At 71.9% G+C, this 26398-nt stretch carries 21 protein-coding genes; 12 read left to right on the forward strand and 9 right to left on the reverse strand.

What is annotated here, in order from left to right:
• Nucleotides 1–2 precede the first annotated feature (2 nt).
• Entirely contained in the window at nt 3–3461 is a 3459-nt protein-coding gene (locus ABD951_RS10170; protein ID WP_345344284.1) for a TM0106 family RecB-like putative nuclease, read from the reverse strand.
• A gap of 61 nt (nt 3462–3522) precedes the next feature.
• On the opposite strand from ABD951_RS10170, the gene ABD951_RS10175 reads away from it, so the two are divergent.
• Entirely contained in the window at nt 3523–4143 is a 621-nt protein-coding gene (locus ABD951_RS10175; RefSeq protein ID WP_345344286.1) for an alpha/beta hydrolase, read from the forward strand.
• Nucleotides 4140–4889, forward strand: coding sequence for a maleylpyruvate isomerase N-terminal domain-containing protein (locus ABD951_RS10180; protein WP_345344288.1), 750 nt, complete (start codon nt 4140–4142; stop codon nt 4887–4889). The genes ABD951_RS10175 and ABD951_RS10180 overlap by 4 nt, the downstream gene beginning before the upstream one ends.
• A 21-nt stretch (nt 4890–4910) precedes the next feature.
• Here ABD951_RS10180 and ABD951_RS10185 read toward each other — a convergent pair whose 3' ends face one another.
• Entirely contained in the window at nt 4911–5360 is a 450-nt protein-coding gene (locus tag ABD951_RS10185; RefSeq protein WP_345344290.1) for a uracil-DNA glycosylase family protein, read from the reverse strand.
• Between ABD951_RS10185 and ABD951_RS10190 the strand changes: the two genes are divergently transcribed.
• Nucleotides 5359–6135, forward strand: a complete 777-nt coding sequence (locus ABD951_RS10190; protein WP_345344292.1) for an SIR2 family NAD-dependent protein deacylase — start codon at nt 5359–5361, stop codon at nt 6133–6135. The two genes, ABD951_RS10185 and ABD951_RS10190, sit on opposite strands and share 2 nt — an antisense overlap.
• Before the next feature lie 207 nt (nt 6136–6342).
• Here the strand turns inward: ABD951_RS10190 and ABD951_RS10195 are convergent, their stop codons facing one another.
• From ABD951_RS10195 to ABD951_RS10210, 4 genes are all read right to left on the reverse strand, one after another.
• Entirely contained in the window at nt 6343–8130 is a 1788-nt protein-coding gene (locus tag ABD951_RS10195) for an AMP-dependent synthetase/ligase (RefSeq protein WP_345344294.1), read from the reverse strand.
• Between the two features lie 182 nt (nt 8131–8312).
• On the reverse strand, nt 8313–8939 hold the full coding sequence (locus tag ABD951_RS10200; RefSeq protein WP_345344296.1) for a phosphoribosyltransferase: 627 nt from the start codon (nt 8937–8939) through the stop codon (nt 8313–8315).
• A gap of 38 nt (nt 8940–8977) precedes the next feature.
• Nucleotides 8978–9775 (reverse strand): carbon-nitrogen hydrolase family protein, encoded by a 798-nt coding sequence (locus ABD951_RS10205; protein ID WP_345344298.1) that lies wholly within the window; start codon nt 9773–9775, stop codon nt 8978–8980.
• A gap of 46 nt (nt 9776–9821) precedes the next feature.
• Nucleotides 9822–11117 carry a TrpB-like pyridoxal phosphate-dependent enzyme gene (locus ABD951_RS10210; RefSeq protein ID WP_345344300.1) on the reverse strand — a complete coding sequence of 432 codons (1296 nt, stop codon included), beginning with the start codon at nt 11115–11117 and terminating at the stop codon, nt 9822–9824.
• A gap of 126 nt (nt 11118–11243) precedes the next feature.
• Here ABD951_RS10210 and ABD951_RS10215 point away from each other — a divergent pair, with 126 nt between their 5' ends.
• Entirely contained in the window at nt 11244–13004 is a 1761-nt protein-coding gene (locus ABD951_RS10215; RefSeq protein ID WP_345344302.1) for a DEAD/DEAH box helicase, read from the forward strand.
• Nucleotides 13005–13026: 22 nt separating this feature from the next.
• Here ABD951_RS10215 and ABD951_RS10220 read toward each other — a convergent pair whose 3' ends face one another.
• Nucleotides 13027–15873 carry an AfsR/SARP family transcriptional regulator gene (locus tag ABD951_RS10220; RefSeq protein ID WP_345344304.1) on the reverse strand — a complete coding sequence of 949 codons (2847 nt, stop codon included), beginning with the start codon at nt 15871–15873 and terminating at the stop codon, nt 13027–13029.
• Between the two features lie 147 nt (nt 15874–16020).
• Here ABD951_RS10220 and ABD951_RS10225 point away from each other — a divergent pair, with 147 nt between their 5' ends.
• The 4 genes from ABD951_RS10225 (at nt 16021) to ABD951_RS10240 (ending at nt 20471) form a co-directional block, all read left to right on the forward strand.
• Entirely contained in the window at nt 16021–16176 is a 156-nt protein-coding gene (locus ABD951_RS10225; protein ID WP_345344306.1) for a putative ATP-grasp target RiPP, read from the forward strand.
• Between the two features lie 82 nt (nt 16177–16258).
• A complete protein-coding gene (locus ABD951_RS10230) occupies nt 16259–17278 on the forward strand; it encodes an MvdC/MvdD family ATP grasp protein (RefSeq protein ID WP_345344308.1) in 1020 nt (339 codons plus the stop codon).
• Nucleotides 17275–18321, forward strand: coding sequence for a TIGR04500 family putative peptide maturation system protein (locus tag ABD951_RS10235; protein WP_345344310.1), 1047 nt, complete (start codon nt 17275–17277; stop codon nt 18319–18321). The genes ABD951_RS10230 and ABD951_RS10235 overlap by 4 nt, the downstream gene beginning before the upstream one ends.
• Entirely contained in the window at nt 18318–20471 is a 2154-nt protein-coding gene (locus ABD951_RS10240) for a peptidase domain-containing ABC transporter (RefSeq protein ID WP_345344312.1), read from the forward strand. The genes ABD951_RS10235 and ABD951_RS10240 overlap by 4 nt, the downstream gene beginning before the upstream one ends.
• 6 nt (nt 20472–20477) lie before the next feature.
• Here ABD951_RS10240 and ABD951_RS10245 read toward each other — a convergent pair whose 3' ends face one another.
• Nucleotides 20478–20993, reverse strand: a complete 516-nt coding sequence (locus tag ABD951_RS10245; RefSeq protein WP_345344314.1) for a hypothetical protein — start codon at nt 20991–20993, stop codon at nt 20478–20480.
• Nucleotides 20994–21142: 149 nt separating this feature from the next.
• On the opposite strand from ABD951_RS10245, the gene ABD951_RS10250 reads away from it, so the two are divergent.
• Nucleotides 21143–21616: an SRPBCC family protein gene (locus tag ABD951_RS10250; RefSeq protein WP_345344316.1), complete on the forward strand. Its 474-nt coding sequence runs from the start codon at nt 21143–21145 to the stop codon at nt 21614–21616.
• 98 nt (nt 21617–21714) lie between these two features.
• On the forward strand, nt 21715–22029 hold the full coding sequence (locus ABD951_RS10255; protein ID WP_345344318.1) for an ArsR/SmtB family transcription factor: 315 nt from the start codon (nt 21715–21717) through the stop codon (nt 22027–22029).
• Nucleotides 22030–22035: 6 nt separating this feature from the next.
• Here ABD951_RS10255 and ABD951_RS10260 read toward each other — a convergent pair whose 3' ends face one another.
• Nucleotides 22036–22806 (reverse strand): deoxyribonuclease IV, encoded by a 771-nt coding sequence (locus ABD951_RS10260; RefSeq protein ID WP_345344320.1) that lies wholly within the window; start codon nt 22804–22806, stop codon nt 22036–22038.
• A gap of 156 nt (nt 22807–22962) precedes the next feature.
• Between ABD951_RS10260 and ABD951_RS10265 the strand changes: the two genes are divergently transcribed.
• The gene (locus tag ABD951_RS10265; protein WP_345344322.1) at nt 22963–23739 is read left to right on the forward strand and encodes an ABC transporter ATP-binding protein; all 777 of its coding nucleotides are present in this window, start codon (nt 22963–22965) and stop codon (nt 23737–23739) included.
• 3 nt (nt 23740–23742) lie between these two features.
• Nucleotides 23743–26268 carry an ABC transporter permease gene (locus ABD951_RS10270; RefSeq protein ID WP_345344324.1) on the forward strand — a complete coding sequence of 842 codons (2526 nt, stop codon included), beginning with the start codon at nt 23743–23745 and terminating at the stop codon, nt 26266–26268.
• The last annotated feature ends 130 nt before the right edge of the window (nt 26269–26398 follow it).

Here is a 26398-nt window from a genome sequence, read left to right on the forward strand (position 1 = left end):
ACTCAGGCCGGGTGGCTGCGCATGAACGCGCCCAGCTCGGTCAGTCCGGCCGGCGTCGTCGGCAGGTAGTCGGTCAGCCCGGGGGAGCGGACGATCACCGCCCGCCACTTGCCGCGGGAGATCGCCACGTTCAACCGGTTCCGGGACAGCAGGAACCCCATACCGCGGGGCACCTCCGCGGCCGACGACGCGGTCATCGACACGTAGACGACCGCCGCCTCACGGCCCTGGAACTTGTCGACGGTTCCGACCAGAACCCGGTCCAGGCCCGCGCCGGCGAGGTGCTCGCGGATCAGGGACACCTGCGCGTTGTAGGGCGCGACGACGAGGATCTCGGACTGGTCCAGGGGACGCGCCGCCTCGCCGGTGCCGGGGATCCACGGGGTGCCGACCAGGGACCGCGCCCCAGCGGTGATCGCGGCGGCCTCCTCCTCGGAGTGGGTCGAGTTGCCGGTGTGGTCCACGTACAGCGTGCCGACGCCGGGCCGGACGCCGGCGAGGTTGCGGCCGGTGGTCACCGACTCCTTGGCGTGCAGGCGACCCTCGTACGACAGCGCCGACACCGATGCGCACACCTCCGGGTGCATGCGCCAGGTGACGTCGAGGAAGTAGCCGAGGTGCGGCGGCAGCGCACCGTGCCCCTCGGCGAGCCAGCCCAGTGCCGAGGTGTCCACCGGTTCGGGATGGATGCCCTGACTGACCTGGGGCAGCTGCTGCGGGTCGCCGAGCAGCAGCAGGTTACGTGCGGAGATCCCGACCGCGACGGTGTTCGCGAGCGCGAACTGACCGGCCTCGTCGACGACCAGCAGGTCGAGGCTCCCCGGTGGCACGCGGTCGGCGTGCGCGAAATCCCATGCGGTGCCGCCGACCACGCAGCCGCTCCGCTCGTGCTCGCGGAGGAACTCGGGGAAGCCGCTGGGCTCGAGCTTCGTCCACCGGGGGTCCGCGGCGAGACCGGACCCGGGCTTCTTCGCGACCCGCTCACCGGGAACTCCGGAGCGGACGACCGCGTCGAGCATGTTCTCGACCACCGAATGCGACTGCGCGACGACACCGACCCGCCAGCCGTGCCGGGTCACCAGGTCCGCGACCACGGCGGCGCCGGTGTGCGTCTTGCCGGTGCCGGGCGGACCCTGCACCGCGAGATAGGAGTCGTCCAGGTCGAGCAGCGCCGCCACGATCGCGGGCGCGCGGTCGTCGGGATCGGCGACCGGCAGCGGGCGGCCGGACCGCGTCCGCGGCGGGATCCGGCGCAGGATGTCGACGGCCGCGGTGCCGGGCATCGACGGCAGCACCCCGGCCATCGCGGCGGCCTGGGCCGCGATCGCGGTCTCGATGTTCTTCGTGGGCACCGGGCGGCCGGGTGCCAACGCCATCGGCACGCTCTCGTGGGTGTCGGTGCCCTGCAATTCCTCGACGACGACCACGTCGCGGGATTTGCCGTCCGGCCCGGTCTCCGTCGCGAGCGCGAGCACCGTGACGTCGACGGTGCCCCGCGCGGACCCGTCGGACGAGCCGATCCCGGTCGCGGCGTCGTACAGCGCGAACGGCTTGGCGCCGACCCGAGTGGTGGATCCGGACCCCCAGGCGCCGACGAGCCGGAGCTGCCGGCGCAGCTTCCGCTGCCGGGGGGTGCTCTTGTGCCAGTCCTCGGTGACGGAGACCGACTCGGCGACGAACACGTCCGCGGTGTCGGCCCACTCGTCGGTGGGGGCGGTCAACCGGGCGAAGTGCTCCCACCAGAACGGCTTCCGCTCGCGGCGGTGGTAGCCGAGCGCCGCCGCCATCAGCGCCGCCGCCTGCTGGTCGGCGGAGCGTTTGCCCGCGAGCGCGTCGCCGACGTACTCGCGCAGGGCCAGCTCGGTCGGGTCGGGCTGTTCGACCTCGACGGCCGCCGCCAGCTGGATCTCCCGCGGCGCGACGTCGAGTTCGGCGGCCCGGGCGCGCAGCCAGTCCCGCAGGCGCAGCGTCGACAGGCAGTCGTAGCGGTTGTAGTCCTCGATTCTCTTCAGCGTGTCCGCGGCCTCGGCGTCCTCGCCGCGGTCGCGCAGCGCGCAGTAGTCGGCGTACTCGGTGATCGACGCGGCCGCGGTGGTCACGCCGTCACCGTCGCGCGCGGCGTCCATGTACAGCGGCTCGAGCTTCTTGATCGAGTACGACGGTGCGCCGACCCGGACCGCGCCCCGCACGATCGGATACAGATCCACCAGGACGTTCTCGCGCAGCAGCGCGTCCACGCTCTCCTCGCCGACGCCGTACCGGCCGGCCAGGCGCAGCAGCGCGGTCTTCTCGTAGGCGGCGTAGTGGTAGACGTGCATGTGCGGGAAGCGCTTCCGGCGCTCGGCCACGTAGTCGAGGAAGTCGAGCAGCGCCCGCCGTTCCTGTGCGCGGTCGTGCGCCCAGAACGGCCGGAAGGTGCCGTCGGACTCCATCACCCCGAACAGGTACTCGAGGCCCCACTCCGGGGAATCGCCCTCCGCCCACAGCGGATCGCCCTCGAAGTCGAAGAAGATGTCGCCGGGGTCCGGGGCGGGGATCCCGGCGAGCGCCGCGCCCCCGCCGATCAACTCGAACGCCGGTGGATCGTCGTCGCTGCGCCGACGCACCTGCACGGCGGCCTGCCCACGCAGCGACTCGAAGGTCCGCGCGCTCATGCCCTCGACGGGTCGGTCGGCCGCGGCCAGCGCGTCGATCGTCGTGATGCCGCCGCGGATGAGCTTGTCCCGCTGGGTGGATCGCAGGCCGGCGACGAGGATCAGGTCTCGGGAGCTCGTCACCTGCGGTTCGCAGTCCGTGCAGCGGCCGCAGCCGCGGACCTCGCCCCAGGACACCGGCGCGCCGCCGCGCACATGGTCGTCGAGCAGGCGCACCAGCGCATCGCGGCGCTGCCGGAACACCGGGGTGATGTCGCCCAGCGGACAGGTGACCGTGCTGTCGTCGCCGAGGATCAGGCTCGCCGTCGGGGCGAGCGGGATGCCGTCGGCGGCGAGCGCGTCGGCGTAGGCCGCCAGTTGCAGCAGCGCGGGGACCCGGGCGTGCCGCGACAGCTTGGTGTCGACGACCCGATAGCCCTCGTCGTCGCGGACCAGGAAGTCGCAGTAGCCGAGGAATCGGCCGTCGAAGAACGTGCCCTGGTAGATCACGTCGGCGCCGGCCCGGGCGGCGGCGATCGTGGCCTGGTTCGCGCGGGTCAGCTCCTCGAAGTCGGGGCGTGGACGCTCGATGGACACCACGCCGTCGCCGAACCGCTCGCGGAAACCGTCGAGCCGCCGCCGCTCGTGGGCGTTTCCGAGCGCCGACGTCCGCGCCAGCATCGGGTCCGGCGCCTCGGGCGTCTCCGGTGCGTCCGGCTCGATGCGTCCGAGCTTGCGGTCGAGCCCGCGCAGCAGCGCGAACTCACAGTCCGCGGCCTGGGTCAGGTCGCCGGCGCTGTGCACGATCACGTCGTCGAGGAGGAACACGGACCCGACTATCGCAGACACCGCCGACAGGGCTCGGCCCCGTCACGTCGATAATCGTGCGGTGTCGTTCTTCGCAGGAGTCTCCGGGCAGGTCCACTACCGCCACTGGCCGTGCGCCGACCCCGTCGCCGGGCTGGTGTTTCTGCACGGGATGGGCCAGCACAGCGGTCATTACCACCGGTTCGCGCGGGCCCTGGCCGGCGAGGGCGTCGAGACCTGGGCGCTCGACCACGTCGGTCACGGCCTGACCGAGGGCGAGATCGGCGACCCCGGTCCGATCGCCGACCTCGGTGCGAACGCGCTGACCCTCGCCGACCTCGCCGCGAGGGAGCGGCCCGGCCTGCCGCTCGCGATCATGGGCCATTCCCTCGGCGCCGGGGCGGCGGTCGCGGCCCTCGCCGTCGAGCCCGCCCGGTTCGCCGCGGTGGTGCTGTGCGGCCTGCCGCGAGCCGTGGCGGCCGATCCGGGTGCGATCGCCGCGGTGCACGCACCGATCCTGGTCGTGCACGGCGTCGACGACCGCCTCGCGCCGATCGACGGCACGCGGTCGTGGACCGACGGGGTACCCGGTGCGCGGCTGACCGAATACGTGGACGCCGGACACGACCTGCTGCACGAACCGGTGCACCGCCGGGTCACGTCCGACGTCGCGGCGTTCATCCGGGATAGCGTGCTGTCATGACGCCGGACGAACACCTGGAACTGTTGCGGACCGAGGGTCTGCGTCTCGCCGCGATGCCCGCCGACGCGCTCGGTGCCGCGGTCCCGACCGTCCCCGGCTGGACGCTCGAGCGGGTGGTCCGGCACACCGGCAAGGTGCACCGCTGGGTCGCCGCGACGCTCGCCGCCGGCCCGGACGCGCCGCTCGCACCGGGTGACGACGTCGAGTCCCTGCCCCGGGGGCCGGAGTGCCTGCCCGCGTACCGGGAGGCCCTCGACGCCGTGATCGCGGAACTGTCGGCGCACGACTTCGACCGCGCCGCACCGACGTTCGTCGGACCGGGCACGGTCCGGTTCTGGGCACGGCGGCAGGCACACGAGGTGGCGGTGCACCGCGTGGACGCGGCGGACGCCGTGCACGCGGCCGGCGGCGGTGCCCCGGAGTCCGTCGATGCGCGCGGTGCCGCCGACGGGGTCGACGAGTGGGCCCGCCTGATGCTCGTGCGGGCGCTGCCGGAAGTACCGCAGGCGTTGCACGGCAAGACCGTTCACCTGCACGGCACCGACACCCCCGACGCCGAGTGGCTCCTGGGGTTCGGGCCGGACGGTGTGCACGTCGAGGCCGGGCACGCGAAGGGCGACGTCGCGGTCCGCGGCACCGCCGAGGAACTGCTGCTCGCCGTGTGGCGGCGCCGACCCCTGGCCGCGCTGGAGATGTTCGGGGATGTCGACCTCGCGCACCGGATGGTGGACGCGGCGCGGATCTGACCCCGCCCGCCCACCGCGGATCTACCCCCGCCCGCCGCAACCCCAGGACAGCCCGGCGGCCCGCTGCGCGACCGACAGGGTCTCGGCCAGCATCGCGTCGGTGAGGCCGGGGTCGTCGAGGGGCAGGCAGCCGAGCACCGTGACGGGCCGGTCGCCCGCGCTCGACACGGTCCCGCCGTGCACGAACCCGGACGGTTCGAGTGACAGGGCACCCAGCGTCGCCTCCCAGGCCCTGGGTCCGAACGCGACGATCGCGCGCACGAACCGCCGCAGGTCGGTCCACTCCGGTGCGGGGTCGGCGACGATGCGGGCGCCGAAGAGTTTCTGGCCGGCGCCGTGGCGGCCTTCCGGTGTCGCGGCCACCCCGGCCAGGTGCAGGGCGCCGAACAGCCGGAGCTCGGCGGTCGTGGCCGGATCGACCAGCAGCAACGAGGGCAGCGCGTCACCGTATCCGGGCACAATCGTCGGCATGGCCCCCATTGAACCGGATCCCGCGCTGGTCGACGCCGTCCGTTCCGCCCAGCGGGTCGTGGTGTTCTCCGGTGCGGGCATGTCCGCCGAGTCGGGTGTGCCGACGTTCCGGGACGCACTGACCGGACTGTGGGAACGGTTCGACCCGATGGAGCTGGCGACCCCGGAGGCCTGGGCGCGGGACCCGGCGCTGGTGTGGGCCTGGTACGAGTGGCGGGCGGCCCTGGTGCGGCGGGTGCGGCCCAACGCGGGCCACGTCGCCCTGGCCGACTGGGCGCGCGCGACGGACCTGACCGTCGTGACCCAGAACGTCGACGACCTGCACGAGCGGGCCGGTTCGACCGTGGCCGCGCACCTGCACGGCAGCTTGTTCGCGCCCCGGTGCAGCGCGTGTGCCCGCCCGGCCGAGCTCGACGACGTCAGGTTCGCGGGGCCGGGTCACGAACCGGCCGAACGGATCACCCCTCCGGCCTGCGTCGCGTGCGGGGCACCGGTGCGCCCGGGCACCGTGTGGTTCGGGGAGGATCTGCCCGCCGAGTCGTGGCGGGTCGCGGTCGGCGCCGCCGAGAACTGCGACCTGATGGTGGTCGTCGGCACGTCGGGTGTCGTGTACCCGGCTGCGGAGCTGCCGGTGCGGGCGGTGCGGGCGGGGGCGACCGTCGTCGAGATCAATCCGGATCCAACGGATCTGACGGCCGCGGTGACCCACTCGTGGCGGGCCACCGCGGCGCGTGCGCTGCCGGCGCTGGCGGCTGCGGCCGGGTCAGGCCGTTAGGTCATGATCACCGCGTCGCTCGAGCCGAGCGCCAGCGCGATCGAGTTGAGGAGCGAGGTGACGGGGTCGAACACGAGCACGTCCTGCAGCGGCAGCATCGGGTCTCCTTCATGGGTTGTGTAAAACGGTGAAAGGGGCGTCCCCACACGATGATTCGGTGGGAACGCCCCATTCAGCCACATGCCCGCCCCGTTCGGGGCGGAATCGTCAGGAGTAGATCGCCTCGATCGCGGTGCCGAAGGTCTCGTGGATGACGTTGCGCTTGAGCTTGAGCGTCGGCGTCAGCTCCCCGGTCTCGATCGTGAAGTCCACGTCGAGGATGCGGTACTTCTTGATCTGCTCCGGGTTGGAGACCTTCTTGTTGCCCTCGGCCACCGCGGCGTCGATCTCGGCGACGAGGTCGGCGTGCTTGACGACCTCCGCGATCGGCAGGTCCGCGGCGACGCCGTTGCGTTCCCTCCAGCCGGGCAGGGCTTCCTGGTCGATGGTGATCAGCGCACCGATGAACGGCTTCGCGTCGCCGACGACCAGGCACTGGCTGATCAGCGGGTGCGCGCGCAGGGCGTCCTCGAGGACGGCCGGTGCGACGTTCTTGCCGCCGGCGGTGACGATGATCTCCTTCTTGCGGCCGGTGATCGAGACGAAGCCGTCCTCGTCGATCGCGCCGAGGTCGCCGGTGTGGAACCAGCCGTCCCGGATGGAGTCCGCGGTCGCGGCGTCGTTGTGCCAGTAACCGTGGAACACGACCGGGCCCTTGACGAGCAGTTCGCCGTCGTCGGCGATCTTCGCGGCGTGACCGTCGAGCGGCTTGCCGACGGTGCCGACCTTCTGCGCCGAGGTGGTGTTGACCGTGATCGCGGCGCTGGTCTCGGTCAGGCCGTAGCCCTCGTAGACCGGGACGCCGATGCCGCGGAAGAAGTGTCCGAGGCGAGCACCGAGCGCGGCACCGCCGGACACCGCCCGGTCGCACTCGCCGCCGAGCGCGGCCCGCAGCTTGCCGTAGACCAGCTTGTCGAACAGCGCGTGCTTGAGCTTGAGACCCAGTCCCGGTCCGCCGGTTTCGAGGGCCTCGCTGTAGGCGATCGCGGTGTCGGTGGCCTTGCCGAAGATCTTGCCCTTGCCGCCGTCCTCCGCCTTCTGCTTGGCGGTGTTGTAGACCTTCTCGAACACGCGGGGCACGGACAGGATGAAATTCGGCTTGAACACCGCGAACTGGTCGATCAGCGTCGAGATGTCGGAGGTGTGGCCGACGGTGACCTTGTTGTCGAACGCGCCGAACGAGATCGCGCGGGCGAACACGTGGGCGAGCGGCAGGAACATCAGGGTGCTGCGGCCCTCGTACATCGCGTCGGCCATCGCGATCTTCACGGCCTGCGACTCGGCACTGAAGTTGGCATGGGTGAGCTGCACACCCTTCGGGCGGCCGGTGGTGCCGGAGGTGTAGATCAGCGTGGCGGGGGAGGTCGCGTTCACCTGGCCGCGGCGCTCGTGCAGTGCCTCGTCGGTGATCTCGGCGCCGCGGGAGGTGAGCTCGTCGAGCGCGCCGGCGTCGATCTGCAGCATCTCGCGCAGTGCGGGAGCGGCCTCCGCGACCTCCTTGACGGTCGCGGCGTGCTTGGCCGTCTCCACGACCAGCAGGGCGGTCGCGGAATCCTCGAGGATCCACTGCGCCTGGTCGGCCGAGGACGTCTCGTAGATCGCGACGGTGCAGCCGCCTGCGGTCCAGATCGCGTAGTCGAGGACGACCCACTCGTACCGTGTGGCGGACAGGATCGCGACCCGGTCGCCCAGCTCGATGCCGGAGGCGATCAGGCCCTTGGCGACGTCCTTGACCTGGGCGGCGAACTCGGCCGCGGTGACGTTGACCCAGGACCCGCCGACGAGCCGCTTGAAGGGGACGTGCTGCGGGCATTCCTTCTCGAAGCGGAACACGGTGTCGGCCATCGAGACGTCGTCCGGAATGGAAAACGACTGCGGAACTTCGAACTCTCGCACTGAGGACCCTCCAGGACTACTGACAAGTACGGGTGTGCATTGCATCACACTCTCTGGCTGGACGCATCACCTTCGGTGTCCGGATTGACCGAATGCGCCGAGGTGAAGCTCGTGTGTCTGTTACTCGCGGTCCCGAGAACTGTGGGTTCGCCCAGAACGGCGCGCGGCCGGTGAGGTGAAGATCACGTCCCGAGTGCGACCCTCACCTCCTGATCGGTCAGCTGATGGAAGTCCCGGTACGCGCCACCGACACCGCCGAGCCACCGCGGCACCATCGGGCAGACCACCTCGTCGGCCTCGCCGGCCAGACGGGTCATCGCCTCCTGGGACGACACCGGCATCGCGACCACCAGCCGGGCCGGGTCCTGGGCGCGGGCCACCCGGCACGCGACGGCCGCGGTCGCGCCCGTCGCCATGCCGTCGTCGACGATCACCACCGTCCGGCCGGCCAGCGCGATCGGCGGACGGTCGCCACGCAGCATCCGCACGCGCCGTTCGAGTTCGCGCCGTTCCGTGGCCTCCACCGACGCGAGCGCCAGCCGGGACACCCGCGACTGGGCGATCACGTCGTCGTTGAGGACCCGCACACCACCTTCACCGATCGCGCCCATCGCGAGTTCGGGCTGCCACGGCAGTCCCAGCTTGCGGACCACGATCACGTCGAGGTCCGCGTCGAGTGCGTCGGCGACCTCCGCGGCGACCGGAACCCCGCCGCGCGGCAGCCCCAACACCAGCGGGTCGGTGCCGCGCAGGTGTCCGAGTGAGGAGGCCAGTTCGCGGCCGGCCTCGGCGCGCGTGGCATAGAGCATGTCACTTCATGACGCTACGCCGCGCCGCGCCGCTCGGCCTACCGTTCGACGACCGCGAACCGGCGCAGCGTCAGAGCCGGGTTCCGCTGCCGCACCTCGGCGATCCGTTCCGCGCTGGCCTCCGCCCGGGCGGTGCCGGTCCGCTCACCGAGCGAGGCCAGCACGACACCCATCGGGTCGACGATCATCGAGTGTCCCGAGCCGTTGCGTGCGGGCTGGTCGGCGGCGGCCACGTAGACGGTGTTCTCGATCGCCCGGGCCCGGACCAGCGTCGTCCAGTGATCCTCCTTGAGGGGGCCGGGAATCCACTGCGCAGGCAGCGCGACCACGTCCGCGCCGGCATCGACGATCCGCCGGGTCACCTCCGGGAACCTCAGGTCGTAGCAGGTCTGCATGCCGAAGGTCAGACCGTCGACGACGAACGTCGCCGGCGCCGTGATCTCGCCTGCGCGGATCACGTCCGACTCCCGGTATCCGAACGCGTCGTACAGGTGAATCTTGCGGTAGACGGCGGCCAGGGTGCCGTCCGGAGCGGCCGCGACGAGGGTGTTGGAGACGTGGTCGTCGCCGGCCAGCGCCTCGTTCACCCCGGCCACCAGATGGACGCCGAACTCGGCGGCGATCTCGAGCAACCCGGACACGAACGGGCCGTCGAGTGGTTCGGCCGCCTCGACGAGTCGCTCGTCGATCTGTGCGGCGGTGTACATCGCGTACTCGGGCGCGACGACCACGCGTGCACCGCGCGCGGCGGCCTCGCCGACGAGGTTGCGCACCGTCAGGTGGTTCTCGTTCTTGTCCGTGCCCGCACAGAACTGGGCCACTGCGATCTCGACCATGCACACATTGTGCGCACGGCCGAGATCGCCTCGCAGGGTTGGGCCGTCAGGACACGTCGCCGACGGTCGAGACCAGGTTGCCCTGCATGAACTCGTGGTACGCGGGCAGGTCGAGCATGCCGTGCCCGGACAGCCCGATGACCAGCACCTCCGGCTCGGTGAGCCGCTTCGCGTACTCCGCGCACGCGGCGATCGCGTGGGAGGACTCCGGCGCCGGGACGATCCCCTCGGCCCGCGCGAACAGCACTCCCGCGGCGAACGACTCGGTCTGGTCGACGGCCTGGCCGGTGACGTAGCCGAGCTCGACGGTGTGGCTGAGCAGCGGCGCCATGCCGTGGTAGCGCAGGCCGCCCGCGTGGATCGGGTCCGGCACGAAGTCCTGGCCGAGGGTGTGCATCTTCAGCAGCGGCGTCAGACCGGCGACGTCGCCGTGGTCGTAGCGGTACTCGCCCTTGGTGATCGACGGGCACGCGGCCGGCTCGACGGCCATGATCCGGGTCGTGGCCCGGCCGTGCAGGACCTCGCGGATGAACGGGAACGCCAGTCCGGCGAGGTTGGAACCGCCACCGGCGCAACCGAACACGACGTCGGCGTTCTCCTCGCCGGCAGCGCGGAGCTGTTCGACGGCCTCGAGACCGATGACGGTCTGGTGCAGCACCACGTGGTTGAGGACGCTGCCGAGCGCGTAGCGGGCGTTCGGGTCCGCGGCGGCGACCTCGACGGCCTCGGACACCGCGATGCCGAGGCTGCCCGGGGTGTCGGGGTGCTCGGCGAGGATCTTGCGGCCCGACTCGGTCAGCGGCGACGGGCTCGGGTGCACCGTGCCGCCGTACGTCTCCATCAGGAACCGGCGGTACGGCTTCGAGTTGTACGAGGCGCGCACCTGCCACACCTCGAGGTCGATGCCGAACTTCGCGCACGCGAACGACAGTGCGGAGCCCCACTGCCCGGCGCCGGTCTCGGTGGTGATCTTCGTGATGCCGTCCTGCGCGTTGTAGTACGCCTGCGCGACGGCGGTGTTGGTCTTGTGGCTGCCGACCGGGCTGACGCCCTCGTACTTGACGTAGATGCGCGCGGGGGTGCCCAGGGCCTTCTCGAACTCGCGGGCCCGGATCAGCGGGGCCGGCCGCCAGGTCTTGTAGACCTCGCGGATCGGTTCCGGGATCTCGATGTACTGCTCGGTCGACGCCTCCTGCTCGATCAGGGCCGACGCGAACAGCGGTGCCATGTCGTCGGGCGTGACCGGCTCCCTGGTCCCCGGGTGCAGGTGCGGCGGCGGCGGGACCGGCAGGTCCGCGGCGATGTTGTACCAATGCGTGGGGATCGGTGTCGGCTCGGACACGACGGGCTCCTGACGTCGAGGTGGTGGTTCCGCCCCGCATTGTGCCCGGGTCCGTGATCAGGGTTACTCCGGGTCGGCCCCTGTGCGTCGGCCCGACCCGCGGCAATCGATTAAACTCCTGGGGAAATGAGTGACACCGAGCAGTACCCCGAGCCGGAAACCGACAGCACCACCTTTGCCGATCTCGGCATCGACGATCGGGTGCTGCGGGCACTGACCGACGTCGGGTACGAGTCGCCGTCGCCGATCCAGGCCGCCACGATCCCGCCGCTGATGGCGGGCAACGACGTGGTCGGCCTCGCGCAGACCGGTACCGGCAAGACCGCCGCGTTCGCGGTGCCGATCCTGTCCCGCATCGACACCGAGCAGAAGCGGCCGCAGGCCCTGGTGCTGGCTCCGACCCGGGAGCTGGCGTTGCAGGTCGCCGAGGCGTTCGGCAAGTACTCCGCGCACATCCCGGGCCTGCACGTGCTGCCGATCTACGGCGGCCAGTCCTACGGGGTGCAGCTGTCCGGTCTGCGGCGCGGCGCCCAGATCATCGTCGGCACCCCGGGCCGCGTGATCGACCACCTGGAGAAGGGCACGCTCGACCTCTCGCATCTGGACTACCTGGTCCTCGACGAGGCCGACGAGATGCTGAAGATGGGCTTCCAGGAGGACGTCGAGAAGATCCTCGCGGAGACGCCCGAGTACAAGCAGGTCGCGCTGTTCTCCGCGACGATGCCGACGGCGATCCGCAAGATCTCCAAGCAGTACCTGCACGATCCGGTGGAGATCACCGTCAAGACGAAGACGACGACGTCGTCGAACATCACCCAGCGCTGGGTGCAGGTCGCACACCAGCGCAAGCTCGACGCGCTGACCCGGATCCTCGAGGTCGAGCCGTTCGAGGCGATGATCATGTTCGTCCGCACCAAGCAGGCCACCGAGGACCTCGCCGAACGCCTTCGCGCGCGCGGTTTCTCGGCCGCCGCGATCAACGGTGACATCGTGCAGGCGCAGCGTGAGCGGACGATCGGTCAGCTCAAGTCCGGTGCCCTCGACATCCTCGTCGCCACCGACGTCGCCGCCCGGGGCCTCGACGTGGACCGCATCTCGCACGTCGTCAACTACGACATCCCGCACGACACCGAGTCGTACGTGCACCGCATCGGCCGTACCGGCCGCGCGGGCCGCACCGGCGACGCGCTGCTGTTCGTCGCGCCCCGGGAACGGCACCTGCTCAAGGCGATCGAGCGCGCCACCCGGCAGCCGCTGACCGAGATCCAGCTGCCGACCGTCGAGGACGTCAACGCGCAGCGGGTCGCGAAGTTCGGCGACTCGATCACGGCGTCGCTGAACTCGGACAACCTGGCGCTGTTCCGCCGGCTGATCGAGGACTACGAACGCGAGCACGACGTCCCCCTCGCCGACATCGCCGCCGCGCTCGCGGTGCAGTCGCGGGACGGGGAGTCGTTCCTGATGGAACCGGAACCGCCGGCACCGCCGCGCAAGGAACGCGAGCCGCGCGAGCGTCCGCCGCGCCGGTTCGACGAGGGCCCGAAGGTCGGGCGCAGCGGTCAGGAGATGGCGACGTACCGGATCGCCGTCGGCAAGCGGCACCGTGTCGTGCCCGGCGCGATCGTCGGCGCCATCGCGAACGAGGGTGGACTGCGGCGCAGCGACTTCGGGCACATCAGCATCCGGCCCGACCACAGTCTCGTGGAGCTGCCCGCCGACCTGAGCAGCGAAACGCTCGAGGCGTTGCGTGCCACCCGCATCTCCGGCGTCCTGATCCAGCTCACCCCAGACCAGGGCCCGCCCGGCCAGCGTCCGCAGCGTGACCGGGGCAAGGGCAAGTTCGAGAAGGGCCGGTCCGACAAGAAGCCCAAGCGGGACCGGTACTGACGGGCGGGGCCGGTCGGCCCCGTCAGGCCACCGCCGACGACACCAGCTCGGACACCTCGTCGCGGTCCAGCGCGGCGCCGCGGACGCGCCCGTCCTCGAGTTCGGTCGGCGACAGACCGGCGCGGAGCTCGGCGTCGTAGGCGGCGAGGTCGACCGGATCCATCGCGGCCGGGCGGTAGCCGATCGAGGTGCCCTGCCGGTCCACGACCGCGGTCAACGTCGCCGCCGTCTCGTGGTCGCCGCGCCGGAACGCCGCGTACGCCAGCGTCGCCAACCCCACCAGCCACGAGGTGAGGTCCGCGTTGCTCTCGCACACCCGGATCATCCGGGCCAGCTTCGCCTCCGCCGGACCGCCCCAGCGGCCCTGCGCGAGATCGGCTTTCGCGCCGATCCACAGCGACGACGCCTCGCACCAGCCGTACCCGTGCCCGGAGGCGACGCGAACCGCCTCGTCGAGGTGCTCCGCGGCGGCGTCGTACTCGCCGGCCCGGAAGTCCGCGGTACCCAGGCACATCAACGCCTCCGCGGCGGTGAACGGCCGCTCCGCGCGGAGCCCGAACTCGAGTGAGGCCTGCGCGTGCGCCCGCGCCTGCTCGATCAACCCGGAACCGGCTTCGAAGAACGCCAACGTCGATTCGGCGTCCGCCCGGCTCACCGGATCGGCAACCGTCGCGGCGAGGTCGGTGAGCAACCCCAACGCGGTGAAGAGGCCGGGCAGGTCCCCGGCCAGGTAGTGGATGACGGCGGCGCCCGCGACCGCGCGGACCCGCACCGGTGACGACACCGGGTCGATCTGTCCACCGGCCGATGCCAGTGCCGGCGACAACCGGGTGATCGCCTCCGCGACGTGTCCACCGCGGTACCAGTACCAGCAGATTCCGCCGGCGATCCGCAGGTAGGTGTCGGGGTCGTCGACGGTCGCGTCCAGTGCCGCACGGACGTTCGGGAAGTCCAGGTCGAGGCGCCGCATCCAGCGGGAGCTGTCGGGACCGCGCAGGCCGACGAACGCGGCATCGGCGAGGTCGCAGATCCAGCGAGTGTGGTTGCGGCGCAGGAGCGCCGTCTGTTCCGGATCCCGGACCCGGGCGGCGTAGCCGCGCATCGTCTCGAGCATCCGGTAGCGGCGCGGGTCGCCACCGGTGACGGACACCAGGGACTTGTCCACCAGGGCACCGAGATCGCCGAGCAGGGCGGCGTCGCCGACGACGAGCCGGGCCGCGTCGAGGTCGAACCCGCCCTCGAACACCGCGAGCGACTGGAACAGTCGCCGCTGCGATTCGGTGAGGGTCTGGTAGGACCACTCGACGGCCGCGAGCATGGTGGTGTGCCGGGCGTTGGTGCGCGGTCCGCCGCGCAGCAGCGCGAACCGGTCGTCGACGTGCGAGATCAGCTGGCGCACCGACAGCGTCCGGCACTGGGCGGCGGCGAGTTCGATCGCGAGCGGCATCCCGTCGAGCTCGGCGCACAGCCGGGTCAGCAGGTCGCGCTCCTCCGCGTCGGGGGCGAACGTCCCGATCTGGGCGGCGGCGCGTGCGACGAACAGCTGCACGTCCTCCCCGTCGGTCATCGGGGGCACCTCGTACACGAATTCGCCCGTGGTGAACAGTGGTTCGCGGCTGGTTGCGAGGATGCGGACCGCCGGGCAGCGGGTCAGGATCGCGGTCGCGACGGCCGCGGCGGGATCGACCACCTGTTCGCAGTTGTCGAGGACCAGGAGCAGTTCCCGCCCGCGCAGCACGTCGGCGAGGGCGTCGACGCCGCCCGAGACGGTCAGGCCCAGCGCGGTCGCGAGGGCGTCCGCGACCTGGCTGCTGTCGAGGGCGCCGGCCAGTTCCACCAGCCAGGGACCGTCGGTGTCCGACCTGATCCGCGCGACCTCGAGGGCGAGCCGGGTCTTGCCCATGCCGCCGGCCCCGGTCAGCGTGACCATGCGATGGGTGCGCAGCAGTTCGCCCACCTCGGCGAGCTGCCCGCGGCGCCCGACCAGGGGCGTCAGTGCGAGGGGGATGTTGTGCGCGAACGGGTCCGGCGCCGCGGGCGCGGTGGCCGCGATCGGTGCCGCGCTCGGGATCGGGGGCGTCAGGACGTCGTCGTGCGCGAGGATCGACGCCTGCAACGACAGCAGGCTCGGCCGCGGATCGGTGCCGAGTTCCTCGGCCAGCGTCTCCCGGGCGCGGCGCAGTGCGTCGAGCGCGTCGCCCGGGCGACCCGCCCGGTAGTGCGCCCGGGCGAGCAACTCCCAGGCGCGTTCGCGCAGAGGGTGTTTCCGGGTGAACACGTCGAGGTGCGCGGCGGCGGCCCCGTGGTCGCCGAGGGCCAGCGCCGCCTCCATCCGGTCTTCGACGGCGTCGAGACGCAGGGTGTCGAGGCGACGGGCCTCGACCGCGATCGCGTCGGAGTCGGCGACGTCCGCGTAGGCGTCGCCGCGCCAGTGGTCCAGTGCGGTGTCGAGGACGTCGGCTGCACCGGATGCGTCACCGGCGGCGAGCAGGTGCCTGCCCTCCGCCGACAACGCGGTGAACTGCTGCCAGTCGGTGGCGTCGGGTTCGAGGGCGTAGCCGTTGCCGCGTCGGGTCAGCACCCGGGACAGGCTGCCGGGACGGTGCGGATCGAGGATCTTGCGGATCCGTGCCACGTAGCCCTGCAGGGTCAGCTTCGCGGTGCGGGGCGGTGCGGCGCCCCAGAGGTGGTCGATCAGTGCGTCGTCGGACACCCCTTCGCCGGCGGCGATCGCCAGCCGGGCGAGCAGCGCGCGCGGCACCGGGCCGCCGACCGAGACGTCCTCGTCGCCGACGAGTACCCGGACGGGGCCCAGGACCTGCAGGTAGACGGAGGTCGGGGGTGGGGAGGCGGTGCTCGGTCCGGGCATGGGTCCCAGCGTATGCGGCGCACTTGCCAGTGACTTACCAGTGCCGTGCAAGTCGGGTGAAGCGGGCTGCCAGCCGATTCCAACCGGGCCCCGGCACAGTGGTTCGTGTCGGACGGTCCGACGCATCCAACGAAGGAGACCACACCCATGCGCAACACCACGATCACCGAGATCCCCGCTGCCGGCGCCGAGCTGAACGAGGCGCAGCTCGCGTCCGTCGCCGGTGGCATGCGCGACCGCGGCCGCTCCAGCAAGGTGATCGACGTCGTCGACGGCTGGACGGGCACCGACGCCGACTTCTGATCGGCAGCCGTCGGGGGTCGAGGGGCGTCGCCGCCGGTGACGCCCCCGGCCCCGGCGGTTTCACAACCCCCAGGAGGAACCCATGACCACCCCGCACGTGCTGGTGCTGACCCAGACCCGCGACCCGCACGCCGACGCGGTCACGCAGCGTCTGCGCGCCGCAGGCACCCGCGTGACGGTGTTCGACCCGGCCGAGTTCCCGTCGGCGGCCACACTGTCGCTGAGCCTGACCCCGGCCGGGCAGGCCCGGCGCACGCTCACTCGCGGCGGCACGCGCGTCGACCTCGACGCGGTCGACGCGGTGTGGTTCCGCCGACCACAGGATCCGCGGGCCCACGACGAGATCACCGACCCCGCGGTCCGGGAGTACGTCGAGCAGGAGTGCGAGGTGTTCGCGGCCGCGCTGTGGGACGACCTCGACGCGCTCGCGGTTCCGGGCACCCGCGCCGACATCCGGGCCGCCGGGCACAAGCAGGTCCAGCTGCGCCTGGCCGGCCGGCTCGGGTTCGAGCTGCCACCGACACTCGTCACCACCGACCCCGACGAGTTCCTCGATTTCTGGGACGAGCACGAGGGCCGGGTGATCACCAAACCGCTGCAGCGGTCGTGGCTGCTCCGCGGCGACGACGGTTTCGCACGGATGGCAGAGCCGGCCACGACGGTCGACGTGGCGGCGGCCGACGCGATGCGGCTGTGCCCGCTGATCGTGCAGGCCTACGTCCCGAAACGGGTCGAGCTGCGGGTCACCGTGGTCGGGACCCGCGTGTTCGCCGCCGAAATCCACAGTCAGGAAAGCAATCACACCCGGCTCGACTGGCGCTGCTACGACCCGGCGACCACCCGGCACGGCATCCACCGCCTCCCGGACGACGTGGCGCGCCGCTGCCTGCTGCTCGTCGCCGAACTCGGTCTCCGCTACGGGGCCGTCGACCTGATCCTCACCCCGGACGGCCGCTACGTGTTCCTCGAGATCAACCCGTCCGGCCAGTGGTTGTGGATCGAGGACGCCACCGGCCTGCCCATCAGCGACGCGATCGCCGACCTGCTGAGGTCGGGTGCCGACCGCGACGCGCCGCGACCAGCCATCGGAGCACTCCCGTGACCACACCGTCCCTCCTCGACGACGCCCTCGACATCCTGCGTGCGCTCGATCCTCGCGCACCGCGCCGGTCGGCGGACCGCGCACTCGACCCGTTGCGTGCCGATCACCCCGACGCCCGGATGCGGCTGGTCGGGCACCGTGAGGCGCTGGAGGACTCGGTCCACCACGGCCTGCTGATCACCGAACCGGGTGTCGGCACCACGTCTCTGTCGTGGACGCCGGTGACGGCGGTGCCGTGGTCGCTGCGCGGCACCCAGCGCACCGCCGAGTCGATGCTGTTGCGGGTCAACGGCGAACCGCTCGAGATCGAGGAGGCGATGGCGTACCTCGACGTGATGTGGGAGCAGACCGCGCTGCTGGAACGGCTGATCGCCGTGTGCCTGGTACGACAGGAACTGGCGGAGCACCCGGTGCGGCTCGACGCGGCCGAACTACAGCAGGCGATGGACGCGTTCCGGCGGGCCCGCGGACTGCTGACCCCGGAGGCGACCGAGGAGTGGATGCGTGCGCGGGCCCTCGGCCACACGGCGCTCGAGGACCTGGTCGAACGGGAGGCCGCGGTGGCCGAACTCAAGCGGCGCATCCTCGCCGAGCAGGCTCCGGACGTCGCCGCACTCGATCGCGCCCGGGTGGCATGGGTGCGGTTCGCCGACCGCTCGGACGCGGACGCGTTCGCCTCGGTGGTGGCGACCCGGATCGCCGAGGACGGCACCGATGCCGTCGGCGCATTCGCGTCCGCCGCGGCCGGCGCCTACGCGGTGTCCGCGACGGTCACCGGAGTCGAGTTCGGTGAGGTGGCGGCCGAGGTCGTGGACCACGGCGGACCCGGAACCGTGTCGGGTCCGACCCGGGACGGCGACGGCTGGCGGGTGACCCAGGTCCTCGCGACGCTCCCGGCCGCCGCCGGTCCGGGGACCGATCGGCTCCTCGCGGACGCGGCGTTCGAACGCTGGCTCGCGGGGCGGCGCCGGGACGCGCGGATCGAATGGTTCTGGGGCTCGGCCGACAAGACGCCCACCGCGGCTGCCGCGGCACGGCCGTGACCGTGCGCGTCGCCACCCAGGACGGGCTCGCGGACTGCGGGGCGGCGTGCCTGACGATGATCCTCGGCCACTACGGGTACCGCTGCGAGGTGGCCGAGGTCGCGGACGAATTGGGCGCCGGCCGAGACGGATTGACGGCGCTGGCGCTGGTGCAGGCCGCCCGCGGGTACGGGCTCGAGGCCCGTGGCCTCGGGGTCGCGGCGGAGGTGCTGCTCGGCGGCCGGGTGGCGTTGCCCGCGGTGGCGCACTGGGGCGGAAACCATTTCGTCGTCGTCGAATCGGTCGGCCCACGGGGGGTGCGGGTCGTCGATCCGGCCCGCGGCCGACTTCGGCTGGACCGGGCCGAGTTCGAGGCCGGCTACTCCGGCGTGACGCTGGAGTTCGCGCGGGGAACGGTCGCGCCGCGGCGGCGGACCGAACGGGCCTGCTGGGGTCGGGACCTGGCGACGACGCTGCTGCGGCGTCGGCGTGGACTGCTCGTCACCGCGGCACTCGCGTCGATCGTCCTGCAGGCCATCGGGATGGCGCTGCCGGTGGCGTCAGGTGTCCTGGTAGACCGCGTCATCCCCGACCGGGACCGGACGCTGTGGTGGGCGGTGACGGCGGCGGTGGTGGTCGCGGTCGCCGCCCACCTCGTCGCCGGGCTGGTGCGCAGTGCCGTGCTGGTCCGGCTGCGCAGCGCGATCGACCGGGACCTGACCACGGTGGTGGTCGACCGGCTGCTGTGGTTGCCGCTGGGTTACTTCACCCGGCGGGGGACCGGGGACGTGGTCCAGCGCATCGCATCCGCGGGCACACTGCGGGAACTCGTCACCGGCTCGGTCCTCGCCGCCGTCCTCGACGCGCCACTCGCCGTCGGGTATCTGGTGGTGCTGGTGTGGATTGCGCCGCCGACGGGGGTGGGGCTGGTGGTGTTCGCGCTGGCGCAGGTCCTGCTCCTCGCCGTCACGGCCGGCCGGGTGTCGGCGGCCGGTCACCGGGAGCTCGCCAGTGCCGCCGCGGCGGAGGGGAGGCTGATCGCGGCGGTCGGCGGGATCGAGGCGGTCAAGGCGGCCGGGGCGGAAGCCGCGGTGACCGCGCAGTGGTCGCGGTCGTTCGCGACCGCGGTGGAGGACGCCGCGACCAGTGCCCGGCTGCAGGGTCGGCTGGACGCGACACTGCAGACGTTGCGGGTGGCCGCTCCGGTGGTCCTGATCGCGATCGGGTCCCTGCAGGTGATCGCCGGAACCCGTTCCCTCGGAGAGATGGTCGCGCTGAGCGGCATCGCGGTCGCGGCGCTGGTCCCGATCGGCTCGCTCGTCGGTACCCTGCAGCGGCTGCAGGTCGCCGGCGCACACCTGCGCAGGCTCGGCGACATCCTCTCGGCCGCCCCGGAACAGGACGGTGCCGCGGTGTCGCCCGCCCCTCCGCTGTGGGGCTCGATCACGGTGCGGGGACTGGGTTTCCGCTACGACCCGCGGGCGCCGTGGGTGGTGCGCGGGCTCGACCTCTACATCCCCGCGGGATCGACGGTCGCGTTGGTGGGACGCTCCGGATCCGGCAAGAGCACCGTCGCCCGGCTGCTGCTCGGCCTGGTGCCGCCGACCGAGGGCACCGTCCGCTTCGACGGGATCGACGCCGCCACGCTCGACGTCCGTTCGCTGCGTCGACAGTTCGGTGTGGTCACGCAGGACTGCCCGCTGTTCGACGGCAGCATCGCCGACAACATCGCGCTGTGCCGGCCCCAGGCGAGCCGGGCCGAGATCGCCGCCGCCGCGCGGCTCGCGCGCCTCGACACCGACATCGACGCGATGCCGATGGGGTACGACACGATGTTGCGCGACGGCGGCGGTGTGTCCGGGGGCCAGCGGCAGCGCCTCGCGATCGCCCGCGCGCTGGTCGCCGAGCCGCGCATCCTGCTGCTGGACGAGGCGACCAGCGCCCTCGACGCGGTGACCGAGGCCGAGGTCACCGCGAACCTGCACCGGGCGAGCCGGACCCGGATCGTGATCGCCCACCGGCTCAGCACGATCCGCGATGCGGACCTGATCGTGATGCTGGACGGCGGCCGCATCGTGGCGGCCGGGCGGCACGAGGAGCTGATGGCCGCCTGCGGTGGCTACGCGGAGCTGGTGCGGAGTCAGGCGGACGGTGGTGTCCCCGTGGCCTGACCGGCGTCAGCGCCGGCTCGGGCGCGGTGCGCCGTGGGCATCCCGGACCGCGTCGACGAACGCGGACTTGCGGGCGTTGTAGCGGGCCCGGAAGTCGTCGTGGTCGTGCACCCCGTCCATCGTCGACTCGGTGACGAACCGGAAGAAGTCGACGGCGGCGTCGACCACGGGCGCCGGGGCGAGCAGTCGCAGTTCGTTGACCATGCCGTCGAGGTCGACGATGGACCGCGCCAGCGCCCGCAGGGTCGGGTCGTCGGACTCGACGGCGTGCTCGAGGTCGGCAGCGGCCAGGACGTCGCCGTCGATGTCGACCAGGCTGTTGTGGGCGGTGTCGGTGGCGGCGAGGAACCGGACGTAGACCGCCCGGATCTGGGGATCGGCCGTCGACGGGGCCGCGGAGGCGGCGGAGGGCCGGCCGCGGCGCACCGCGAGCACGCCGAGCAGTAACCCGACGATCAACGACACCGGCACCGCCCACCACGGCGCCGCCGGGGAGCTGAACGTATCGAGCAGCGAATTCACTTGCCGAACCTACCAATTGGTGATGCTGAATTCGGGTAGCGACATGTTTGCGCGCACCTAGGTGCAACCTGGGGGTTGCACAGACCGGGAGGTTAGTGCAACCATTGGGTTGCAGTCATTCGAGTGATCCACCACGAAGGAGTTCCGACATGACGAACACCCAGGCCGCCGTCGTCGACACCGACCGGTACACGGTCAGCCGCACCGTCGTCGTGAACGCGCCCCGCGCCTCGGTCTGGCGCGCGCTCACCGACCCCGAACACATCTCGAAGTGGTTCGGGCAGACCGCCCGGATCGACGCGCTCGAGGTCGGCGCGCGTGGCAGTTTCGGCTGGACCGAGCACGGCGAGTTCACGATCGAGATCACCGAGGTCGACCCGCCCGTGCACTTCGCCTACCGCTGGTTCACCCAGCCCGGCGAGTTCGACTTCGACCGCGCCACCGAGGCCCGGTTCACCCTCGCCGACCAGGGTGAGACGACGATCCTCACCGTCGTCGAGACCGGCTTCGACCGGCTCAGCGACGACGAGGAGACCCGCCGCGGGCAGCTCGAGGGCAATCGGCAGGGATGGGACGCCGAACTCGACGAGCTCGTCGCGTACCTGGAGGCGGTATCGGCATGAATCCGTCCGTGCCGCCAACGACGGCGGTGCCGTCCGGCTCAACGACGGCGGTGCCGTCCATCCCAACGGCGGCGGTGCCGTCCATCCCAACGACGGCGGTGCCGTCCATCCCAACGGCGGTGTTCGCGGTGCTGGCCGATGACACCCGGTGGGGCATCCTCGAACTGCTCGGCGGAGAGGATCTGTCCGCATCGGCGCTGGCCGATCGCCTGCCGGTGAGCAGGCAGGCGATCGCCAAGCATCTCGCCGCGCTCGAGGCGGCGGGGCTGGTGGAGCGGATCCCGGTCGGCCGGGAGGTGCGCTACCGGGCGCTCGGCTCGGTGCTCAGCGCGGTCGGCCGTCGGCTCGAGACCATCGGCGCGCAGTGGGACGCCCGCCTGGCTCGGATCAAGCACATCGCCGAGAACCTCTGACGCGACTCAGCCGACGGCCTCGCGGAGATACGCGAGGTCGTCGGCGATGCCGTCGGCGGGCGTCTCGAGGATCACCGGGGCCTGCGCGGTCCGCACGACCTCGGCGAGCACCGCCGCGTCGATGGTGCCGTCGGCCAGGTTGGCGTGCCGGTCCCGGGCCGAGTTGAACTCGTCGCGGGAGTTGTTCAGATGCACCAGATCGATCCGGCCGGTGATCGCCTTGACCCGCTCGACGACCCCGACCAGGTCCTCGCCGCCGGCCCATGCGTGGCAGGTGTCGAGGCAGAACCCGGCGCCGAACTCGCCGACCTCGTCCCACAACCGGGCGATGTCGTCGAAATGGCGGGCCATCGCCGCGTCCCCGCCGGCCGTGTTCTCGATCAGGATCGGCAGCGGGAATCCGCCCTTGTCGGCTTCGCGTTCGAACAGCTTGCGCCAGTTCGCGAACCCCTCGGCCTGGTCCTCGCCGTCACGAACGTGGCCGCCGTGCACGACGAGCCCGAGGGCGCCGAGATCGGCGGCGGCCTTCGCCTGCTCGGCGACGGCCTTGCGGGACGGGATCCGGATCCGGTTGTTCAGCGATGCGACGTTGATGACGTAGGACGAGTGCACCACGACGTCGATCGGGCTCTGCCGGATCTCGTCGGCCCGCGGGTGCGGGGTCAGCTTGTTCCACTTCTGCGGGTCGGTGAGGAACAACTGCACGACCTCTGCGCCGAGGGCCTCGCCGGCTCCGATCGGGTCGTCGTCCTGGCGTACGTGGGCTCCAATGCGCATGTCGTCAGCCTACTGGGGTGCGGCGACAGGCGGCCGGGTCCGTGTCAGGGCCGAAGATCAGGGTGGTCCCTGATGGCGACCGGCGGTTCCGGCAGTAAGGATGGTCGGGTCGGACCGTCCGGTCCGGCTTCCACCGGATCCGCAGGAAAGGCCGTCATGAGCGCGCACGCCGCACCAGACCCGACATCCCCGACCGTTGCCGCCCGGGCAGTGGACCTGACGAAGACGTACGGATCCGGCGAGACCGCGGTCACCGCGCTCGGCGGTGTCGGCGTCGACTTCGCGCGTGGCGAGTTCACCGCGATCATGGGGCCGTCCGGCTCCGGCAAGTCCACTCTGATGCACTGCCTCGCCGGCCTCGACTCCGCCACCTCGGGGTCGGTGCTGATCGGTGACACCGACCTGACCGGTCTGTCCGACAAGCAGATGACGGCGCTGCGCCGCGACCGGATCGGGTTCGTGTTCCAGGCGTTCAACCTGGTGCCCACGCTGACCGCGCTGGAGAACATCACGCTGCCGCTGGACATCGCCGGTCGCAAGGCCGACCCGCAGTGGCTGGACTCGGTGATCACCCGGCTCGGCCTGGCGGACCGCCTGGACCACCGCCCGAGCGAGCTGTCCGGTGGCCAGCAGCAGCGCGTCGCGTGCGCGCGGGCGCTCGCCGGACAGCCCGAGATCATCTTCGGCGACGAGCCGACCGGCAACCTCGACTCGCACTCGTCGGGCGAGGTGCTGTCGATCCTGCGCGCCGCCGTCGACGAGTTCGGCCAGACCGTCGTCATCGTGACCCACGATCCGCGCGCCGCGAGCTACGCGGACCGGGTGGTGTTCCTCGCCGACGGGCAGATCGTCGACGAGCTGCGGGAACCGACCGCCGACGCAGTGCTGGACCGGATGAAGGGCCTCGACGCCCGGGTCAGCGTGCGGGGCTGACCGATGGCACAGAACCCGATGCGCAAGGTCTCCTTGCGCAACCTCGCCGCGCACAAGGTGCGCCTGGTCCTCACGGTCCTCGCGGTGGTGCTCGGCACCGCGTTCGTCACCGGATCGTTCGTCTTCACCGACACGCTGCAGCGCACGTTCAACGGGCTGTTCGAGGACGCCGCGAAGGGCGTCGACGTCCGGGTGTCCACACCCGAGCAGGGATCGAGCGGGGTTCCGCTCGCCGACATCCCGACGATCGAGGCGGTCCCCGGAGTCCGGACGGTGGTGCCCTCCGTCGAGGGCCAGGTGGTGCTCCTCGGCGCCGACAAGACGCCGGTGCAGACCGGCGGCGCCCCCAGCATGGGCATGTCGTACACCCCGCCCGACCGTGAACTCGGCGATCCGCCCGTCATCGTCGCCGGCTCGCCGCCGACCGCGCCGGGACAGGTCGCGCTGAACGTGGGTGGGGCCCGCAAGGCGGGCCTCGCGGTCGGTGACACCACCCAGGTGCTGGTGCCGTCCCACGGCGTCCTCGACGTCACGGTGTCCGGGATCTACGAAACCCCCACCGACACCGGTGGATTCGTCGGCGTGGTGTTCGACGGGCAGCAGGCGCGCGAGCTCTTCACCGACGGCGCGCACGCGAACTACATCGATGTCGCCGGTGACGGGAGCGGCACCCAGGAGCAGCTGCGTGACGCGATCGCCGGCGCACTGCCCGACGCCAAGGTGCAGACCGGCACCGAGGTGCGGGACGAGGTCGAGGCTGAGGTCACCTCGGCGCTGAAGTTCGTCAACTACTTCCTGCTCGCGTTCGGCGCGATCGCCCTGCTGGTCGGCACCTTCATCATCTACAACACCTTCTCGATGATCGTCGCGCAGCGACTGCGGGAACTGGCGCTGCTGCGGGCGGTCGGCGCGAGCCGCGGTCAGGTCGGCCGCTCCGTGGTCACCGAGGCGCTGGTGGTCGGACTGCTCGGCAGCGCGATCGGCATCGCCGCCGGTGTCGCCCTCGCCTACGGGCTGCGGGCCCTGCTCAACGCCTTCGACGTCGGGCTGCCGTCCGGGTCGCTGCAACTCGCGCCGCGCACCGTGATCGTCGCGCTGGTCATCGGCGTCGCCGTCACGGTCGTCAGCGCCTACGCGCCGGCCCGCCGCGCGGCGAAGATCCCGCCGGTGGCCGCGATGCGGGAGGAGTTCGCCGCGGTCGGCGACTCGCTGCGGGTCCGTACCCTCGTCGGTTCGGTGGTCGCGGTGATCGGAATCGCGTTGCTGGTGGCCGGCTCCCAGGGCACCGGCGGGGGTGCCGCCGCGACCGTCGGACTCGGTGCCGCCGCACTGATCGTCGCGGTGCTGCTGGCCGCACCCGCGTTGTCGCGCCCGGTGGTCGGTGCGCTCGGCGCCGTGTTCGCGCGCCCGTTCGGGTCCGTCGGCCGGCTCGCCCGCACCAACGCCGTCCGCAATCCGCGTCGCACCGCCGCGACCGCGTTCGCCCTCACCCTCGGGTTGATGCTGGTGACCGTGATCGGTGTGTTCGGCTCCTCGGCGAAGGCCAGTGTCGACGAGTTGGTCGACACCGGCATCGAGGCCGACTACATCCTCACCGGTCCGCAGCAGATCGGGGTGCCGGTCGGGGCCGCGGCCGCGGTCGCGAAGGTGCCCGGGGTGGCGGCGGCGGTACCGCTGCACGGGGTGTCGGTCGAGATCGACGACGAGAAGACGACGGGCACGGCCATCGGCGGACAGCTCGACGGCGTGCTCGACTACCAACTCGTCGAGGGCAGTGCCGCACTGGACGGCGATGTGGTGCTCGCGTCGGAATCGTTTGCGGCGGAGAAGGGCTGGCAGCTCGGCACTCCGGTCGCGATGACGAACAAGGACGGGGTCGTGCTGACCGCCCCGGTGACCGGCATCTACGCCGACAACCAACTGCTCGGCAAGTGGGCGACGTCGGAGGCCGTGTACGACCGGATGACCCCGGCCGTCATGCGCGCCGACTGGACCGTGCTGATCACGGCGCAGCCGGGAGCCGATGTCACCGCGCTGCGCGGCGACATCGAGAAGGCCACCGACCCGTACCTGGTGGTGCAGGTCAAGGACCGCGACCAGTTCAAGGGTGAACAGGGCAAGCAGATCGACACACTGCTGGCGGTCCTGTACGGGCTGCTCGCGTTGGCCGTCGTGATCGCGATCCTCGGCATCGTCAACACCCTCGCCCTGTCGGTGGTGGAACGTCGCCGCGAGATCGGCATGCTGCGTGCCGTCGGGATGCAGCGGCCCCAGGTCCGGCGCACGATCTACCTGGAGTCGGTGCTGATCGCGGTGTTCGGCGCCGCCGTCGGTGTGCTCCTCGGCCTCGCGTTCGGGTGGGGCTTCGTCCGCACCCTCGCCGACGAGGGCCTCGGCACCGTCGCCGTCCCGTGGGGCCAGGTCGTCGTGATGCTGCTCGGCTCCGGGATCGTCGGCGTGCTCGCCGCCCTCTGGCCGGCGGTCCGCGCCGCCCGCACGAAGCCGCTGGAGGCGATCGCGGGGGTGTAGGAGTCGGTGAACCACGCTGTGCCGGTGAGCGTCACGCTCACCGGCACAGCTGTCTCTCGCGCGCGGAGGGCGGGGAGGTCGAGGACGCGGGCCGAGCTCGGGCATCGACGGAGTGGGTGGCTGTCCGGTG

The organism is Rhodococcus olei, assembly GCF_039540555.1.
GTDB lineage: Bacteria > Actinomycetota > Actinomycetes > Mycobacteriales > Mycobacteriaceae > Rhodococcus_G > Rhodococcus_G olei.

Coding starts and splice junctions, on each gene's coding strand:
- ABD951_RS10250 (WP_345344316.1), top strand. CDS start 21,143: ATGACGAACACCCAGGCCGCCGTCGTCGACACCGACCGGTACACGGTC.
- ABD951_RS10220 (WP_345344304.1), bottom strand. CDS start 15,873: ATGCCCGGACCGAGCACCGCCTCCCCACCCCCGACCTCCGTCTACCTG.
- ABD951_RS10225 (WP_345344306.1), top strand. CDS start 16,021: ATGCGCAACACCACGATCACCGAGATCCCCGCTGCCGGCGCCGAGCTG.
- ABD951_RS10190 (WP_345344292.1), top strand. CDS start 5,359: ATGGCCCCCATTGAACCGGATCCCGCGCTGGTCGACGCCGTCCGTTCC.
- ABD951_RS10270 (WP_345344324.1), top strand. CDS start 23,743: ATGGCACAGAACCCGATGCGCAAGGTCTCCTTGCGCAACCTCGCCGCG.
- ABD951_RS10215 (WP_345344302.1), top strand. CDS start 11,244: ATGAGTGACACCGAGCAGTACCCCGAGCCGGAAACCGACAGCACCACC.
- ABD951_RS10265 (WP_345344322.1), top strand. CDS start 22,963: ATGAGCGCGCACGCCGCACCAGACCCGACATCCCCGACCGTTGCCGCC.
- ABD951_RS10260 (WP_345344320.1), bottom strand. CDS start 22,806: ATGCGCATTGGAGCCCACGTACGCCAGGACGACGACCCGATCGGAGCC.
- ABD951_RS10185 (WP_345344290.1), bottom strand. CDS start 5,360: ATGCCGACGATTGTGCCCGGATACGGTGACGCGCTGCCCTCGTTGCTG.
- ABD951_RS10180 (WP_345344288.1), top strand. CDS start 4,140: ATGACGCCGGACGAACACCTGGAACTGTTGCGGACCGAGGGTCTGCGT.
- ABD951_RS10230 (WP_345344308.1), top strand. CDS start 16,259: ATGACCACCCCGCACGTGCTGGTGCTGACCCAGACCCGCGACCCGCAC.
- ABD951_RS10200 (WP_345344296.1), bottom strand. CDS start 8,939: ATGCTCTATGCCACGCGCGCCGAGGCCGGCCGCGAACTGGCCTCCTCA.
- ABD951_RS10205 (WP_345344298.1), bottom strand. CDS start 9,775: ATGGTCGAGATCGCAGTGGCCCAGTTCTGTGCGGGCACGGACAAGAAC.